Source organism: Streptomyces sp. WAC 06738, assembly GCF_003945505.1.
GTDB lineage: Bacteria > Actinomycetota > Actinomycetes > Streptomycetales > Streptomycetaceae > Streptomyces.
In genome coordinates this window covers 145,466-162,607 of record NZ_CP029618.1, presented here as the reverse complement: position 1 = coordinate 162,607, position 17,142 = coordinate 145,466, and the positions used below count along the sequence as shown (strand labels likewise).

Genomic DNA, 17,142 nt, shown 5'->3' with positions numbered 1-17,142 from the left:
TGGTCGTCGCTCCTCTGTACGGAATTGCTGGGGCGGCGCCGGGCGCCGCCGGGGTCAGGAAAGGTCGAGATCGCTGTCGAGCAGGTCGAAGAGTTCGTCGTTGGACGCGGACCGGAGCTTCGTCTCGATGTCCTCGCCCTCCGGTGCCGTGCGTGCGGTCTCGTTGAGGCGGGTGAGGAGGGCCTGGAGTCGGCGGGTCACCTTCACCCGCCCGGCGTCCTCCGCGGAACGTTCGATCAATGTCAGTTCGAGCTTGTCGATCTCGGCCAGGAAGGAGTTCTCGGGGCTGGCGTCCTCGACGCCGATGCTCTCGCCGACATGCCGGGCCAGATCGTTCGGCGTGGGGTAGTCGAAGATCAGCGTCGAGGTCAGACGGAGCGCGGTGGCCTCGCTGAGGCGGTTGCGGAGTTGGACGGCGGTGAGGGAGTCGAAGCCCAGCTCGTTGAAGGGACGGTACGGATCGATCGCGTCCGCGCCGCCGTGCCCCAGGACCGCCGCGACGGCGCTGCACACGACGTCGAGCAGCAGCTTCTGCCGCCCCTCCGGCGGCAGCGCCCGGAGCCGTGCGGCCAGGTCCGTCCCCGGCGGCTGCGCGCCGTGCGTCCGCGCGGCGGTGCGGCGGGTGGCCGGCACGAGGTCGCGGAGGAGCGCGGGGAGTCGGGGGGCGGTGCGGAGGGCGCCGGGGCTGAGGGGGGTGCAGAGGTGGAGGGGGTGGGATGTGGTGAGCGCGGTGTCGAGGAGGTGAAGCGCGTGCTCGGTGGTGAGGGGCGTGGTGCCGTGGGTGAGAGAGCGGATGTCGGTAGTTGTGAGGTGGCCGGTGAGGCCGGTGGCCTGCTGCCAGTAGCCCCAGGCGAGGCTGGTGGTGGGCAGGCCGAGCCTGCTGCGGTGGTGGGCGAGGGCGTCGAGGTAGGTGTTGGCGGCGGCGTAGTTGGCCTGGCCGGGGTTGCCGAGGGTGCCGGCGGCGGAGGAGTAGAGGACGAAGTGGGCCAGGTCCAGGTCCTTCGTGGCCTGGTGGAGGTGGTACGCGGCGTCGACCTTGGGAGCGAGGACCGGGTGCAGGCCGTCGGGGGTGAGCTTGGACAGGACGGTGTCGTCGAGGACGCCCGCGGTGTGGATGACGGCGGTGAGGGGGTGGTCGTCGCCGACGGAGCCGACCAGGGTGCGTACGGCGTCGGGGTCGGTGACGTCGCAGGCGGTGAGGGTGATCTGGGCGCCGAGTTCGGTGAGTTCGGCGCGCAGAACGTCGGCGTCGGGGTGGTCGGGGCCGCTGCGTGAGGCCAGCAGGAGGTGGCGTACGCCGTGCTCCGTGATGAGGTGACGAGCCGTCAGGCGGGCGAGACCGCCGGTCCCACCCGTGATGAGCACAGTGCCGTTCGGGTCGAGCGGCCGGGGCTCCGCCGCGGCGGCGTCGGTCGAGCGGGTCAGGCGCGGGGTGAGTAGCCGGCCGTTGCGGACGGCGAGTTGGGGTTCGCCGGCGGTCAGGGCCTCGGCGAGCTGCGGGATGTCCGCGGGGCTGGGATTGGTGACCGCGGTGTCGGTGTCGATGAGGTGGATGCGGTCGGGGTTCTCGTTCTGGGCCGTACGGACCAGGCCCCACAGCGGCGCGTGCGCCAGGTGGACGTCCTCGGCCGGTCCGGTGGCCACCGCGCGGTGGGTGAGGACGACGAGCTGCCGGTCGGTCTCGTCGTTGTCGGCCAGCCAGCTCTGGAGGCGGATCAGCAGTGCCTCCGCCGCGGTGTGGGCAGCCGCGGGGGAGTCGTCCTCCACCGGGGCCGCTGCGTACAGGTCGATCTGCCCGAGGTCTGCCTGATCCTGCTCCTGCTTGAGGTCGGCGGGGCGCCAGGCGAGGTGGAACAGGCTGTTGCGGGTGGCGGTGTGCGCCTGGGCGCCGCCGGCGAGGGCGGTGGCGTCGACGGGCCGCGTGTTGAGTGCCGTGATCGTGGCCACCGGCGCGCCCGCCGGGTCCCAGGTGTGCAGAGCGAGGTCGTGGCCGTGCTCGCCGGTGGGGGCGAGGGTGGCGCGGAGCTCGGTGGCGCCGGTGGCGTGGACGGATACCCCGGTCCACGCGAACGGCAGCCGCAGCTCCTCCGCCTTGCCGTTCGCGCCGCCGTCCGCGTGGAGCGTGCGCGCCGCGAGGGAGTGGACGGCGGCGTCGAGGAGGGCCGGGTGGATGGCGTGGCCGGTCGTGTCCGTCTCCTCGGGCAGGGCGACCTCGGCGTGGAGGGTGCCGTCCGGGTGGACCCAGGCGGCGGTGACGCCCTGGAAGACGGGCCCGTACTCGTAACCCGCGGCGAGCAGGCGGGGGTAGAGGTCGGTGACGTCCACGGGCTCCGCCCCCGCGGGCGGCCACTGCGCCGGCGGCATAGCCGATGCGGCCGGTTCCGTGGTGAGGGTGCCGGTGGCGTGGTGCGTCCACGGCTCGGGCTCGGCGTCATCCGCGGTGTGGCGGCGGGAGTGGATCGTGACCTGCCGCCGGCTGACGCCTTCGTACTCGTCGCCGTCCGTTCCGCCCCGGACGGAGGCGGTGACCTGAAGGTCGTGGGTGCCGGCCTCGTCGAGCGTCAGCGGGGCGTGAAGGCTCAGCTCCTCGAGATGGGCGGCACTGGTGTGGTCGCCGGCGTGCAGGGCGAGGTCGACCAGGGCGGTGCCGGGGAGGAGGACCGTACCGGCGACCGCGTGGTCGGCGAGCCAGGGGTGGGTGCTCAGGCTCACCCGGCCCGTGAACACCGTGGTCGAGGCGTGTTCGTCGGTGCCGTCTGCGAGTGGGACGGCGGCGTGCAGCAGCGGGTGCGTGGTGGCCGCCTGGCCGAGGTCGGTGGCGCTGGTGACCTGGGCGGGGAGGTCGAGCCAGTAGGGCCGGCTCTGGAAGGGGTAGGTGGGCAGGCTCGGCAGATCGCCGCTGGGCCGGGGGAGGTGGGGGTGAGGTCGGTGGGGTGGTGGTGGGTGTGGAGTGTGGTGAGGGTGGTGAGGTGGGTGCGGGTCTCGTCTGGCAGGTGGGGGGTGCTGTGGACGCTGGAGGGGAGGTGGGGGGTGAGGGTGGGGTGGGGTGCGAGTTCGGTGAAGAGGGTGATGCCGTCGGTCTCGGTGAGGTGGGTGATGCCTTGGTGGAAGTGGACGGGTTGGCGGATGTGCTGGGCCCAGTAGTGGGGGTTGTGGTGGTGGTCGCTGGTGGCGGGCTGGCCGGTGACGTTGGAGATGACGGGGATGTCCGCCTCGCCGAGGGTGTGGTGGGCGAAGAGATCCGTCAGGTGGTCGGTGAAGGCGTCGAGGATCGGCTCGGTGTGGGCGGTGTGGAAGGCGTGCGCGACTTTGAGCGCCTTGGTGCGGATGCCCGCCTCGGCCAGCTCCCGGCCCAGCTCTTCGAGTGCGTCGAGGGGCCCGGCGAGGGCAGTGGAGTCCTCGGAGTTGTACGCCGCGATCTCCACCCCTGCGCGCCGGTCCAGGTACGCGGCCAGGGGCTCGGGTGCGGACTGCACGGCGAGCATGCCGGTGCCCTCGGGCAGGCTGTGGAGCAGCTTCGCTCGCGTGGCGACCATGTCGGCGGCGGCTTCCAGGGGCAGGACACCGGTGAGGTGGGCGGCGGAGAGTTCGCCGATGGAGTGGCCGATGAGCGCGGTGGGCTGCACGCCCGTGGTCTGGAGCAGGCGGTAGCCGGCGACGTGGTGGGCGAAGAGAGCGGGCTGGGTGTAGAGCGTGGTCTCCAGCAGGGCGGCGTGTTCGCTGCCGGGTTCGGCGAACATCACGTCCCGTAGCGGGACCTCGGTGTCGAGGTGCCGGTCCAGCACCGCGCAGACCTCGTCCAAGGTCTCGGCGTACGCGGGATAGTTCTCGTACAGCTCGCGGCCCATGCCGGGGCGCTGGCTGCCCTGCCCGGAGAACATCACGGCCAGGCGCCCGCCGGTCTCGACGGAGCCGGGGCCGGTGACGAGGGCGGGGTGCGTGGTGCCGGTGGCAAGCGCGGTGAGGGCTTCGTGCAGTTCGTCGCGGTCGGCGGTGACGATGCCCGCGCGGTGCTCCAGCTTCGCCCGCCCCGTCCACAGGCCGACCGCCAGCGCGCCGACCTCGACCCGGGGGTGCTCCTCGACGTACGCCGCCAGCCGGCCCGCGACCTCCGCGAGCGCGGCCGTCGTACGGGCCGAGATGACAACGGGCACGGGCGCCGGCTCTGCCGCCGGCTCGGCGTCGGCGCTCGGCTCCGGCTGCGCCGCGGAGGGCTGCGCCGGGCCGGCCTCCAGGATCACGTGCGCGTTGGTGCCGCTGATCCCGAACGACGAGACCGCGGCGCGCCGCGGCTCACCCGTCTCCGGCCAGGGCCGCGCCTCGCTGAGGAGGGCGACGTGGCCGGTGTCCCACTCCACGTGGCTGGAGGGCTCGTCCACGTGCAGCGTCTGCGGGAGGTGCCCGTGGCGGAGGGCCTCGACCATCTTGATGACACCCGCGACACCGGCCGCGGCCTGCGTGTGGCCGATGTTGGACTTGATGGAGCCCAGCCACAGCGGGCGTTCCTCGCTGTGTGCCTGGCCGTACGTGGCGAGCAGCGCCTGCGCCTCGATCGGGTCGCCCAGCGTCGTACCCGTACCGTGCGCCTCCACGGCGTCGACCTGACCCGCACTCAGCCCGGCGTTGGCCAGCGCCTGTTCGATGACACGCTGCTGCGACGGGCCGTTGGGTGCGGTGAGGCCGTTGGAGGCGCCGTCCTGGTTGACGGCCGAGCCGCGCAGGACGGCGAGCACCTGGTGCCCGTTGCGCTGGGCGTCGGACAGGCGCTCCAGGAGGACGAGGCCCGCGCCCTCGCCCCAGCCGGTTCCGTCGGCGGCGTCGGCGAAGGGCTTGCAGCGGCCGTCCGCGGCCAGGCCGCGCTGGCGGGAGAACTCCAGGAACGCGGAGGGCGTGGACATCACGGTGACGCCGCCGGCGAGGGCGAGATCGCACTCGCCGTTGCGCAGCGCCTGCGCGGCGAGGTGCATGCCCACCAGGGACGACGAGCAGGCGGTGTCGATGGTCATGGCCGGGCCTTCGAGGCCGAAGGTGTACGCGACCCGCCCCGAAGCCACACTCGCCGCGCTGCCGTTGCCGAGATAGCCCTCGAAGCCCTCCGGGGTGCGGTGCATCAGACGCGGGCCGTAGTCGGCGTAGATGACGCCGGTGAAGACACCGGTGTTGCTGTCCCGCAGGCTCGTGGGGTCGATACCGGCCTGCTCGAAGGCCTCCCAGGCGGTCTCCAGCAGCAGCCGCTGCTGGGGGTCCGTGGCCAGGGCCTCGCGCGGGTTCATGTGGAAGAAGTCCGCGTCGAACCTGTCCGCGTCGTGCAGGAAGGCGCCGTGGCGCGTGTACGTCTTGCCCGTCGCGTCCGGGTCCGGGTCGTAGAGGTTGTCGAGGTCCCAGCCGCGGTTGACGGGGAACTCCGAGACCGCGTCCCTGCCCTCGGCCACCAGCCGCCACAGGTCGTCCGCGGAGCGGACCTCGCCCGGGTACCGGCAGGCCATCGAGACGATCGCGATGGGGTCGTCGTCGGTGACGGTGCGGGTGGCGAGCGTGCGGGGCGTGGCGGGCGCGGTGTCGAGGAGCCGGCCGAGGAGGTGACGCGTGAGGGCGTCGGGGGTGGGGTGGTCGAAGATCAGGGTTGCGGGGAGGCGGAGTGCGGTGGTGGTGGTGAGCTGGTTGCGGAGCTGGACGGCGGTGAGGGAGTCGAAGCCCAGCTCCTTGAAGGGGCGGTGCGGGTCGATGGTCTCGGCGGTGCCGTGGCCGAGGACCGCGGCGATGTTGCTGCGGACGATGTCGAGGACGACCTTGTGCTGCCGCTCCGGCTCGGTGAGCGAGGCGAGCTGTTCCACGAGCGCGTTGCCGTCGGCCGCGGCCGCGGAGGCGGCGGTGCGGCGGCTCTGCCGGACGGCCAGGCCGCGGAAGAGGACGGGGAGCCGGTCCGGGGTGCGGAGGGCGGACGGGGTCACCGGGAGGCAGAGGTGGTGGGACTGGGGGGTGGTGAGCGCGGTGTCGAGGAGGTGGAGGGCGTGGTCGGTGTCGAGCGGGGTGGTGCCGTGGGTGACGTTGCGGACCTCGTTGTCGCTGAGGTGGCCGGTGAGGCCGGTGGCCTGCTTCCAGTAGCCCCAGGCGAGGCTCGTGGTGGGGAGGCCCTGCCGGGTGCGGTGGTGGGCGAGGGCGTCGAGGTAGGTGTTGGCGGCGGCGTAGTTGGCCTGGCCTGGGTTGCCGAGGGTGCCGGCGGCGGAGGAGTAGACGACGAAGTGCGCCAGGTCCAGGTGCCGCGTCGCCTGGTGGAGGTGGTACGCGGCGTCCACCTTGGGAGCGAGGACCGAGTGCAGCGTCTCCGGGGTGAGTTGGGTGAGGGTGGCGTCGTTGAGTGCCCCGGCCGTGTGGATGACGGCGGTGAGGGGGTGCTTTTCGTCGACAGAGTCGACGAGGGTGCGGACGGCGTCGGCGTCGGTGACGTCGCAGGCCGCGAGGGTGACCTGGGCGCCGAGTGCGGTGAGTTCGTCGCGGAGAGCCGTGGCGTTGGGGTGGTCGGGGCCGCTGCGTGAGGCCAGCAGGAGGTGGCGTACGCCGTGCTCGGCGACGAGATGACGTGCCGTCAGGCTGGCGAGACCGCCGGTGCCGCCCGTGATCAGAACGGTTCCCTGGGGGTTGAGGGGCCGGGGCTCGGCGTCGGTGGCGGTGGACCGCGTCAGGCGCGGGGTGAGCAGTTGCCCGTCGCGCAGGGCGAGTTGCGGTTCGCCGGTGGCCAGTGCTTCGGCGAGGTGCGGGACGTCGGCGGCGTCGGCATCGATGTCCGCGATGTCGGTGTCGATGAGGCGGATGCGGTCGGGCTGTTCGTTCTGCGCGGTACGGACCAGGCCCCATAGCGGCGCATGCGCCAGGTGGATGTCCTCCGCCGGTTCTGTGGCGACGGCCCGGTGGGTGAGGACGACGAGTTGCCGGTCGGTCTCGTCGTTGGCGGCCAGCCAGTTCTGGACGTGGGTCAGCAGTGCCTTGGTCGCGACGTGGGCCGCCGCGGGGTCGTCCGCGGCGGCCGGCGCGGCGACGTACACGTCCACCTGGCCGAGATCCACCTGCTCCACCGGAGCGGCCGCGGTCGGGTTCCAGGCCAGGTGGAAGAGGCTGTTGCGGGTCGCGGCGCCCGCCTGGGCGCCGCTGGTCAGGGCGGTGGCGTCGACGGGCCGGGTGTTGAGGGCGGCGATGGTGACGACGGGCGCGCCGGTGGGGTCCCAGGCGCGGAGGGCGAGGTCGTGGCCGTGCTCGCCGGTGGGCACAAGGGTGGCGCGGAGCCGGGTGGCGCCGGTGGCGTGGACGGACACACCGCTCCACGCGAACGGCAGCCGCAACTCCTGTGCCGCCTCGCCATCTTCGCCCAGGGTGCGGGTGGCGAGCGGGTGGAGGGTGGCGTCGAGCAGGGCCGGGTGGATCGTGTGGCCGGCGGTTTCGGCGTCCTCGGCGAGGCTGATGTCCGCGTGGAGGGTGCCGTCCGGGTGCGACCAGGCGGCGGTGACGCCCTGGAAGGCGGGCCCGTACTCGTAACCGGCCGCCGCCATCCGGGCGTGGAGGCCCGCGATGTCGAGCTGCTCTGCCCCGGCGGGGGGCCACTGCGTGAGCGGCTCGGATGCCTCGGCCGGTTCGGCGGCGAGGGTGCCGGTGGCGTGGCACGTCCAGGGCTCGGGCTCGGCGTCGTCGGTGTGCCGCCGGGAGTGGATGGTGACCTGCCAGCGCCCTGGGTCGCCGCTCTCGGCTCCCGCCTCGGGGCTCACGGTGACCTGGAGGTCGCGAGTACCGGTCTCGTCCAGCACCAGCGGCGCCTGGAGCGTCAGTTCTTCGAGGTGGGTGGCGCCCGTGTGGTCGCCGGTGTGCAGGGCGAGGTCGACGAGGGCGGTGCCGGGGAGGAGGACGGTACCGGCCACGGCGTGGTCGGCGAGCCACGGGTGGGTGCTCAGGCTGACCCGGCCCGTGAACACGGTGGTGGCGTACGAACCTTGCGCGCCGGAGGCGGAGTCCTCGCCGCCGTCGGCGAGCTGCACGGCCGCACTGAGGAGCGCGTGGGCGCTGCTGATCTGGCCGAGGTCGCCGGCGCTAGTGAGCTGCGCCGAGGTCTGGATCCAGTAGCTCTCGCGCTGGAAGGGGTACGTGGGCAGCTCGGGCAGCAGCTCGGCGGTGTCCTCGGCGCCGGGCAGGAGCGGGCTGAGGTCGATCGGGTGGTGGTGGGCGTGGAGGGTAGTGAGAGCGCCGAGGAAGCGGGTCCTGGTCCCGTTGTTGCGGATCAGTGTGGCGTGGTGTCGAGCCGGGGTGGCGTGCTGCTCGAAGGTGTCGGCCAGGGCCGCCGTCATGACCGGGTGAGGGCTCGACTCGATGAGGGTGTAGTGGCCGTCGTCGAGCAGGTGGGCGAGGGTGGTGTGGAAGTGGACGGGGTGGCGGAGGTTGTTGAACCAGTACTCCGCGTCCAGCAGTTGGTCCGGCGCGAGCAGGGCGCCGGTGTGGGTGGAGTAGAACGGAATGGCCGGGGCCACGGGCCGGATCGCGGCCCGCTCGCTCAGGTCGTTCAGGATGGTTTCGCGCAGGTCTTCGACGTGGGGGGTGTGCGAGGCGTAGTCGACGGGGATCAGGCGGGCGCGGATCTCCCGCTCCTGGTACGCGTGGACCAGATCGGTGAGCGGCTGGGTCTCGCCCGCGAGGATCGTGGTGTGCGGCCCGTTGATCGCGGCGACGTAGACGCCCTCGGGCAGGTCTTGAAGCTCGTCTGCCGGCAGCGGGAACGAGGCCATCGTGCCGGTGCCCGCGAGGCGGGTGATGGCCTGCGCCCGCAGGGCCACCACGGCGATGGCGTCGGGCAGGGTCAGTGCTCCGGCGACGTACGCGGCGGCGATCTCGCCCTGCGAGTGGCCGATGACGGCGTCCGGTTCCACGCCGTGGTGGCGTAGCAACTCGGCGATGCCGGTCATGACCGCGAACAGCGCGGGCTGCACGACATCCACGCGATCCAGAGCGTTCTCGTCCTCGCTGGCCAGGACCTCCAGCAGATCCCAGTCGCACCAGCGCGACAGCTCATCCCGGCACGCGGCGAGATGCGCGGCGAAGACCGGCTCCTCGGCGGCCAGTTCGTAGCCCATACGGGTCCACTGCGAGCCCTGCCCCGGGAACACGAACGCGGTCTTCCCCGCGCCCACCGAACCTGGTCCGGTCACCAGTGCCGGGTGTGCGGCACCCGTGGCCAGCGCGGTCAGCGCCTCCATCAGCTCGTCCCGGTCGGCAGTGACGATGCCCGCGCGGTGCTCCATCTTCGCCCGCCCGGACCACAGCCCCGCCGCCAGCGCACCCACCTCGCTCTCGGGGTGCTGCTTGACGTACGCCGCAAGCTGCTCGGCGCTCTGCGCCAGCGCGCCCGCCGTACGGGCGGAAACCACCACCGGAACCGCAACGCCCGAGCCGGACCTGGCCTCCTCGGACACCGCCTCGTCCGCTGCCGTAACCGGTGCGGCCTCCAGGATCAGGTGGGCGTTCGTCCCGCTCATGCCGAACGACGAGACCGCCGCCCGCCGCGGCTCGCCCGTCTCCGGCCACTCCCGCGTCTCCGTCAGCAGCGCGACGTGGCCGGTGTCCCACTCCACGTGCGTCGAGGGGCGATCCACGTTCAGGGTCTGCGGGAGCCGGCCGTGCCGCAGTGCCTCGACCATCTTGATCACGCCCGCGACACCTGACGCGGCCTGGGTGTGCCCGATGTTGGACTTCACCGAGCCCAGCCACAGCGGCCGCTCCTCGGTGTGTGCCTGGCCGTACGTGGCGAGCAGCGCCTGCGCCTCGATCGGGTCGCCGAGCGTCGTACCCGTACCGTGCGCCTCCACCACGTCGATCTGCTCCGGGGCCAGCCCGGCGTTGGTCAGGGCCTGCTCGATGACACGCTGCTGCGACGGGCCGTTGGGCGCGGTGAGGCCGTTCGACGCGCCGTCCTGGTTGATCGCCGAGCCCTTGAGTACCGCCAGGACCGTGTGCCCGTTGCGCTGCGCGTCCGAGAGGCGTTCGAGCAGGATGAGGCCCGCGCCCTCGCCCCAGCCGGTGCCGTCGGCGGCGTCGGCGAAGGGCTTGCAGCGGCCGTCGGCGGCCAGGCCGCGCTGCCGGGAGAAGACCTGGAAGGTGCCCGGCGTGGCCATGATGGTCGCACCGCCCGCGAGGGCGAGATCGCACTCCCCGTTACGCAGCGCCTGCATCGCCAGGTGGAGGGCGACCAGCGACGACGAGCACGCCGTGTCCACCGTCATGGCCGGACCCTCGAGACCGAAGGTGTACGCGATCCGGCCGGACGCCACGCTGCCCGAGCTGCCGGTGGCGATGTAGCCCTCAAGACCCTCCGGGTTCTGGTGCAGCCGCAGCAGGTAGTCCTGGGAGATCACACCTGCGAACACGCCGGTGTTGCTGCCCTGGAGCGTGGCGGGCTCGATGCCCGCCCGCTCGAACGCCTCCCAGGAGGTCTCCAGCAGCAGCCGCTGCTGCGGGTCCGTCGCCAGCGCCTCGCGCGGGTTCATGTGGAAGAAGTCCGCGTCGAACAGATCGGCGTCGTGCAGGAACGCCCCGTGGCGGGTGTAGACCTTGCCCGTCGCGTCGGGGTCCGGGTCGTACAGGTTCTCCAGGTCCCAGCCGCGGTTGACCGGAAGGTCGCCGATGGCGTCGCGGCCGGTGCTGACGAGGTCCCAGAGCGCCCGCGAGTCGCGGACGCCGCCGGGGTAGCGGCAGGCCATCGAGACGATCGCGATCGGGTCGTCGCTCGCGGCCACGGCGCCGGGGCGGCTCGGGGCCCGCGCGGTGAGGGACCCGGTGTCGAGGAACTGGCCGAGGAGGTGGCGGGTCAGTGCCTGGGGCGTCGGGTGGTCGAAGATCAGGGTGGCCGGGAGGCGCAGCGACGTGGCGTTCGTGAGGCGGTTGCGGAGCTCGACGGCGGTCAGCGAGTCGAAGCCCAGTTCCTTGAACGGCCGCTGCGGGTCGATGGCGTCGGGCGTGCCGTGGCCGAGGACCGCTGCCACGTTGCTGCGTACGAGATCCAGCAGCCTGCGCTCCTGCTCCGCCTCGGGGAGCGCGGCGAGCTGCCCGGCGAGCGCGTTGCCGTCGGCCGCGGCCGAGGAGGCGGCGACGCGGCGGGCCGACCGCGGAACGAGGTCGCGCAGGAGGGCGGGGAGGCGGGGGGCCGTGCGCAGCGCGGCGGGGTTGAGGGGGAGGCAGAGCTGGTACGCCTCGGGGCCCGCGAGCGCCGCGTCGAACAGGCGGAACGCGTGGTCCGCTTCGAGCGGGGTGGTGCCGTGGGTGACGTTGCGGACCTCGTTGTCGCTGAGGTGGCCGGTGAGGCCGGTGGCCTGCTTCCAGTAGCCCCAGGCGAGGCTGGTGGTGGGGAGGCCCTGCCGGGTGCGGTGGTGGGCGAGGGCGTCCAGGTACGCGTTGGCGGCGGCGTAGTTGGCCTGGCCGGGATTGCCCAGGGTGCCGGCGGCGGAGGAGTAGACGACGAAGTGGGCCAAGGGCAGGTGGCGGGTCGCTTCGTGCAGGTGGTGCGCGGCGTCGACCTTGGGGTCGAGGACGGGGTGCAGGTTTTCGGGGGTGAGCTGGGTGAGGACGGTGTCGCTGAGGGTGCCGGCGGTGTGGATGACGGCGGTCAGCGGGTGCTGCTCGTCCACGGAGCCGACGAGGGCGCCCACGGCGTCGGCGTCGGTGACGTCGCAGGCCGTGACGGTGACCTTGGCGCCGAGTGCGGTGAGTTCGTCGCGGAGAGCCGTGGCGTTGGGGTGGCCGGGGCCGCTGCGTGAGGCCAGCAGGAGGTGGCGTACGCCGCCCTCGGTGACCAGGTGACGTGCCGTCAGGCCCGCGAGGACACCGGTCCCCCCGGTGATGAGCACCGTGCCGTCCGGGTCGAGCGGCCGGGGAAGCGTCAGGATCAGCTTGCCCGTGTGCCGGGCCTGGCTGAGGTGGCGTAGCGCCTGCGGGGTGCGCCGGATGTCGAACGAGGTGGTGGGCAGCGGCGTCAGGACGCCTTCGGCGAACAGCTCGGTCAGGTGCGCCAGGATCTGCTGGATCCGGTCCGGGCCCGCCTCGATGAGGTCGAAGTTCCGGTACTGGACCTGGTGCTCCGCCTGCACGGTGTCGGCGTCGCGTACGTCCGTCTTGCCCATCTCGATGAACCGGCCGCCGGGGCGTACGAGGCGCAGGGAGGCGTCGGTGAACTCGTGGGCGAGGGCGTTGAGGACGACGTCCAGGCCCTGGTCCGGGCCGTGGGTGCGGAAGTGCTCCTCGAAGTCCAGGCTCCGGCTGGACGCGATGTGCGTGTCGTCGAGACCCTGGGCGCGCAGGAGGTGGTGCTTGCCGGGGCTGGCGGTGGCGTAGACGTCGGCGCCGAAGTGGCGGGCGAGTTGGAGCGCGGCGGAGCCGACGCCGCCGGTGGCGGCGTGGAGCAGCAGCGACTCGCCGGCCTCCAGCCGCCCGAGGTCCTTCAGCGCGAAGTACGCCGTGAGGAAGGCCACCGGGATCCCGGCCGCCTGGGTGAAGCCCCACTGCTCGGGGACGGTGGTGAGCAGGCGGTGATCGGTGACGGCGTGGGAGCCCGCGCCGTCGATCATCACGCCCATCACCCGGTCGCCCACGGCGACGTCGGTCACGTCGTCGGCGACGTCCGTAACGACGCCGGAGCCCTCGCTGCCCAGCGGGGCGTCGCCCGGGTACATGCCCAGGGCGATGAGCGTGTCGCGGAAGTTGAGGCCGATCGCGTGCAGTTGGACGCGGACCTGCCCGGCGGCCAGCGGCTCGTCCCACTCCGGCATCGGCCGGCAGGTGACCGCCTCCAGCGTGCCGTCGCCCCCGGTGGCCAGCTTCCAGGTGCTCTCCGGCACGTCGAGCGCGCCGCCGGCACCGGTCGCGCGCACGAGCCGGGCGACGAGGAGCTGGCCGTGACGCAGGGCGAGTTGCGGCTCGCCGGTGGCGAGGGCGTCGGCGAGGTGGGGCACGTCGGCGAAGCCGGCCGCGGCGTCGACGGCGGTGTCGGTGTCGAGCAGGTGGATGCGGTCGGGCTGTTCGTTCTGGGCGGTACGGACCATCCCCCACAGCGGCGCGTGGGCCAGATGGACGTCCTCCGCGGGACCCGTGGCGACGGCGCGGTGGGTGAGCACGACGAGGCGGCGATCGGTCTGGTCGTTGGCGGCCAGCCAGCCCTGTACGTGGGTGAGCAGGGCTTCGGTCGCGGCGTGGGCCGCGGCGGGGGTGTCGTCGGCGGCCGGGGCGGCGACGTAGAGGTCGACCTGCCCGGGATCGATCCGGTCGGAGGCGTCCTGAGGGGCCTGGGCCGGGGTCCAGGCGAGCTGGAAGAGGCTGTTGCGGGTCGCGGCGCCGTCGTCGGCACTCCCGGTGGTGAGAGCGGTGGCGTCGACGGGCCGGGTGTTGAGGGCGGCGATGGTGGCGACGGGCGCGCCGGTGGGGTCCCAGGCGCGGAGGGCGAGGTCGTGGCCCTGGTCGCCGGTGGGGGTGATCGTCGCGCGGAGGTGGGTGGCGCCGGTGGCGTGGACGGACACACCGCTCCACGCGAACGGCAGCCGCAGCTCCCGCGCCTCGTCCTCCGCGGCGTCACCCGTGCCGAGGGCACGGAGGGCGAGGGGGTGGAGGGCGGCGTCGAGCAGCGCCGGGTGGATGGTGTGCCCGTCGGCGTCTGCGTCACCGGGGAGGGCGATCTCGGCGTGGAGGGTGCCGTCGGCGTGCTGCCAGGCCCTGGTGACGCCGCGGAAGGCAGGCCCGTACCCGTAGCCGGCTGCGGCCATCCGCGGGTACAGCTCGGTGACGTCGAGCGCCTGTGCCCCGGCGGGCGGCCACTGGCCCAACGACTCGGCCGCGTCGGCCGGTTCCGCGGTGAGCGTGCCGGTGGCGTGGCAGGTCCAGGACTCGGACTCCGCCTCGTCGTCGGTGTGGGCACGGGAGTGGATGGCGACCTGCCGTCCGGCGTGGCCGTCGTCGAGCGGCGTGGTGGTGACCTGGAGGTCGCGGGCGCCGGTCTCTTCCAGCACCAGCGGGGCGTGCAGGGTCAGTTCTTCGAGGTGGGTGGCGCCGGTGTGGTCGCCGGTGTGCAGGGCGAGGTCGACGAGGGCGGTGCCGGGGAGGAGGACCGTACCGGCGACGGCGTGGTCGGCGAGCCACGGGTGGGTGGAGAGGCTGAGGCGGCCGGTGAACACCATCGTGCCGGCGCCGGTCTCGTCGGCGCCGTCCGTGTCGGCGAGTTGGACGGCGGCGCTGAGGAGGGGGTGGGTGGTGCTGCTCAGGCCGAGGTCGGTGGCGCTGGTGAGCTGGGCGGGGGCATCAAGCCAGTAGGGCTGGTGCTGGAAGGGGTAGGTGGGCAGCTCGGGCAGCAGCTCGGCGGTGTCCTCGGCGCCGGGCAGGAGCGGGCTGAGGTCGATCGGGTGGTGGTGGGCGTGGAGGTGCGCCAGGGCGACGCGGAAGCGGGTCTGCGTGCCGTTGTTGCGGATGAGGGTGGCGTGGTGCCGGGCCGGGGTGGCGTGCTGCTCGAAGGTGTCGGCCAGGGCCGCCGTCATGACCGGGTGAGGGCTCGACTCGATGAGCGTGTAGTGGCCGTCGTCGAGCAGGTGGGCGAGGGTGGTGTGGAAGTGGACGGGGTGGCGGAGGTTGTTGAACCAGTACTCCGCATCCAGCAGTTGGTCCGGCGCGAGCAGAGCGCCGGTGTGGGTGGAGTAGAAGGGGATGGCGGGGGCCACCGGCCGGATCGCGGCGCGTTCGGCCAGGTCCGTGGTGATCGTCTCGCGCAGATCCTCCACGTGCGGCGTGTGCGAGGCGTAGTCCACGGGGATCAGACGGGCGCGGATCTCCCGCTCCTGGTAGGAGTGGACCAGATCGGTGAGCGGCTGGGTCTCGCCCGCGAGGATCGTGGTGTGCGGCCCGTTGATCGCGGCCACGTAGACGCCCTCGGGCAGGTCGCCCAGTTCGTCCTGGGGCAGGGGGAACGAGGCCATGGTGCCGGTGCCCGCGAGGCGGGTGATGGCCTGCGCCCGCAGGGCCACCACGGCGATGGCGTCGGAGAGCGTGAGTGCTCCGGCGACGTATGCGGCGGCGATCTCGCCCTGGGAGTGGCCGATGACGGCGTCGGGCTCGACACCGTGGTGGCGCAGGAGCTGCGCGATGCCGGTCATGACCGCGAACAGCGCGGGCTGCACGACATCCACCCGGTCCAGGGCGTTCTCGTCCTCGCTGGCCAGGACCTCCAGTAGATCCCAGTCGCACCAGCGCGACAGCTCATCCCGGCACGCGGCCAGGTGCTCCGCGAAAGCGGGCTCCTCGGCGGCCAGTTCGTAGCCCATACGGGTCCACTGCGAGCCCTGCCCCGGGAACACGAACGCCGTCTTCCCCGCCTCCACGGACCCCGGACCCGTGACCAGCGCCGGGTGGGCCGCACCCGTAGCCAGCGCGGTCAGCGCCTCCAGCAGCTCGTCCCGGTCGGCGGTGACGATGCCCGCGCGGTGCTCCATCTTCGCCCGCCCGGACCACAGCCCCGCCGCCAGCGCACCCACCTCGACCTGCGGGTGCTCCTCGACGTACGCCGCGAGACGCCCGGCCGACTGCGCGAGCGCCGCCGCCGAACGCCCGGAAACCACGACCGGCACCGGCAGAGACGACGCCGATTCGGCCGCCGCCGTCTCCGGCGCCGCCTCCCCGTCGACCGTCGCCGCCTCGTCCGCTCCCGCAACCGGCGCGGCCTCCAGGATCAGGTGCGCGTTCGTGCCGCTCATGCCGAACGACGAAACCGCCGCCCGCCGCGGCTCGCCCGTCTCCGGCCATTCCTGCGTCTCCGTCAGCAGCGCGACGGTGCCCGACTCCCAGTCCACGTGGCTTGACGGCTTGTCCACGTGGAGCGTGGGCGGCAGCACGCCGTGCCGCATGGCCTCGACCATCTTGATGACGCCCGCCACCCCGGCCGCGGCCTGCGTGTGCCCGACGTTCGACTTCACCGAGCCCAGCCACAGCGGCCGTTCGGCGGAGTGCTCGCGCCCGTACGTCGCCAGCAGCGCCTGCGCCTCGATCGGGTCGCCCAGCGTCGTACCCGTACCGTGCGCCTCCACCACGTCGACCTGGCCCGCGCTGAGCCGGGCGTTGGCCAGGGCCTGCTCGATGACCCGGCGCTGCGACGGGCCGTTCGGCGCCGTGAGCCCGTTCGACGCACCGTCCTGGTTGATCGCGGAGCCCTTCAGCACCGCCAGCACCTTGTGCCCGTTCCGCTGGGCGTCGGACAGCCGCTCCAGCAGCACCAGGCCGACGCCCTCGCCCCAGGCCGTACCGTCCGCCGCGTCGGCGAACGCCTTGCAGCGGCCGTCCGCGGCCAGCCCGCGCTGACGCGAGAAGACCGTGAAGGCCGAGGGGCTGGACATGACGGTGGCGCCGCCCGCCAGCGCGCTGTCGCACTCGCCGTTGCGCAGGGCCTGGACCGCCAGGTGGAGCGCGACCAGGGACGACGAGCACGCCGTGTCCACCGTCACCGCCGGGCCTTCGAGGCCGAAGGTGTACGCCACCCGGCCCGAGGCGACGCTGCCGGCGCTGCCGGTGGCCGCGTAGCCCTCCAGGTCGCCGGTCGCGCGGTAGAGGCGCAGCAGGTAGTCCTGGGAGTTGAGCCCCGCGAAGACGCCCGTCCTGTTGCCCTTCACCCCGGCCGGGTCCAGGCCCGCCCGCTCGAACGCCTCCCAGGCCGTCTCCAGCAGCAGCCGCTGCTGCGGGTCCATGGCCAGCGCCTCGCGCGGCGAGATGCCGAACAGCTCCGCGTCGAACTGCTCGGCGCCCTGGAGGAAGGCGCCCATCCGCGTGTAGCTCTTGCCGCTCGCCGCCGGGTCCGGGTCGTACAGGTCCTCGGCCCAGCCGCGGTCGGCCGGGAACTCCACGATCCCGTCGCGGCCCTCGGCCACCATCCGCCACAGGTCCTCGGGGGATGCCACGCCGCCGGAGTAGCGGCAGGCCATCGACACGATGGCGATGGGCTCCGTGGACTTCGACTCGACCTCGCCGAGGCGCCGGCGGGCCTGGCGGAGCTCCGCGGTCACCCACTTCAGGTTGTCCAGAAGCTTCTGCTCGTTCTTCATCAGCGCAAGCTCCTTGTCGAGGCGCGGAGTGGTACCGGGTGGTTCAGTG

2 protein-coding genes are annotated in these 17,142 nt (G+C 73.2%); both read right to left on the bottom strand.

Translation table 11 applies throughout. The features are described 5' to 3' along the window. Positions 1-54 precede the first annotated feature (54 nt). Positions 55-2,781, bottom strand: coding sequence for a type I polyketide synthase (locus DMB38_RS36010; protein ID WP_346429534.1), 2,727 nt, complete (start codon positions 2,779-2,781; stop codon positions 55-57). Continuing rightward, a complete protein-coding gene (locus DMB38_RS00525) occupies positions 2,709-17,093 on the bottom strand; it encodes a type I polyketide synthase (RefSeq protein ID WP_125933464.1) in 14,385 nt (4,794 codons plus the stop codon). The genes DMB38_RS36010 and DMB38_RS00525 overlap by 73 nt, the downstream gene beginning before the upstream one ends. Positions 17,094-17,142 lie beyond the last annotated feature (49 nt).

Coding starts and splice junctions, on each gene's coding strand:
- DMB38_RS00525 (WP_125933464.1), bottom strand. CDS start 17,093: ATGAAGAACGAGCAGAAGCTTCTGGACAACCTGAAGTGGGTGACCGCG.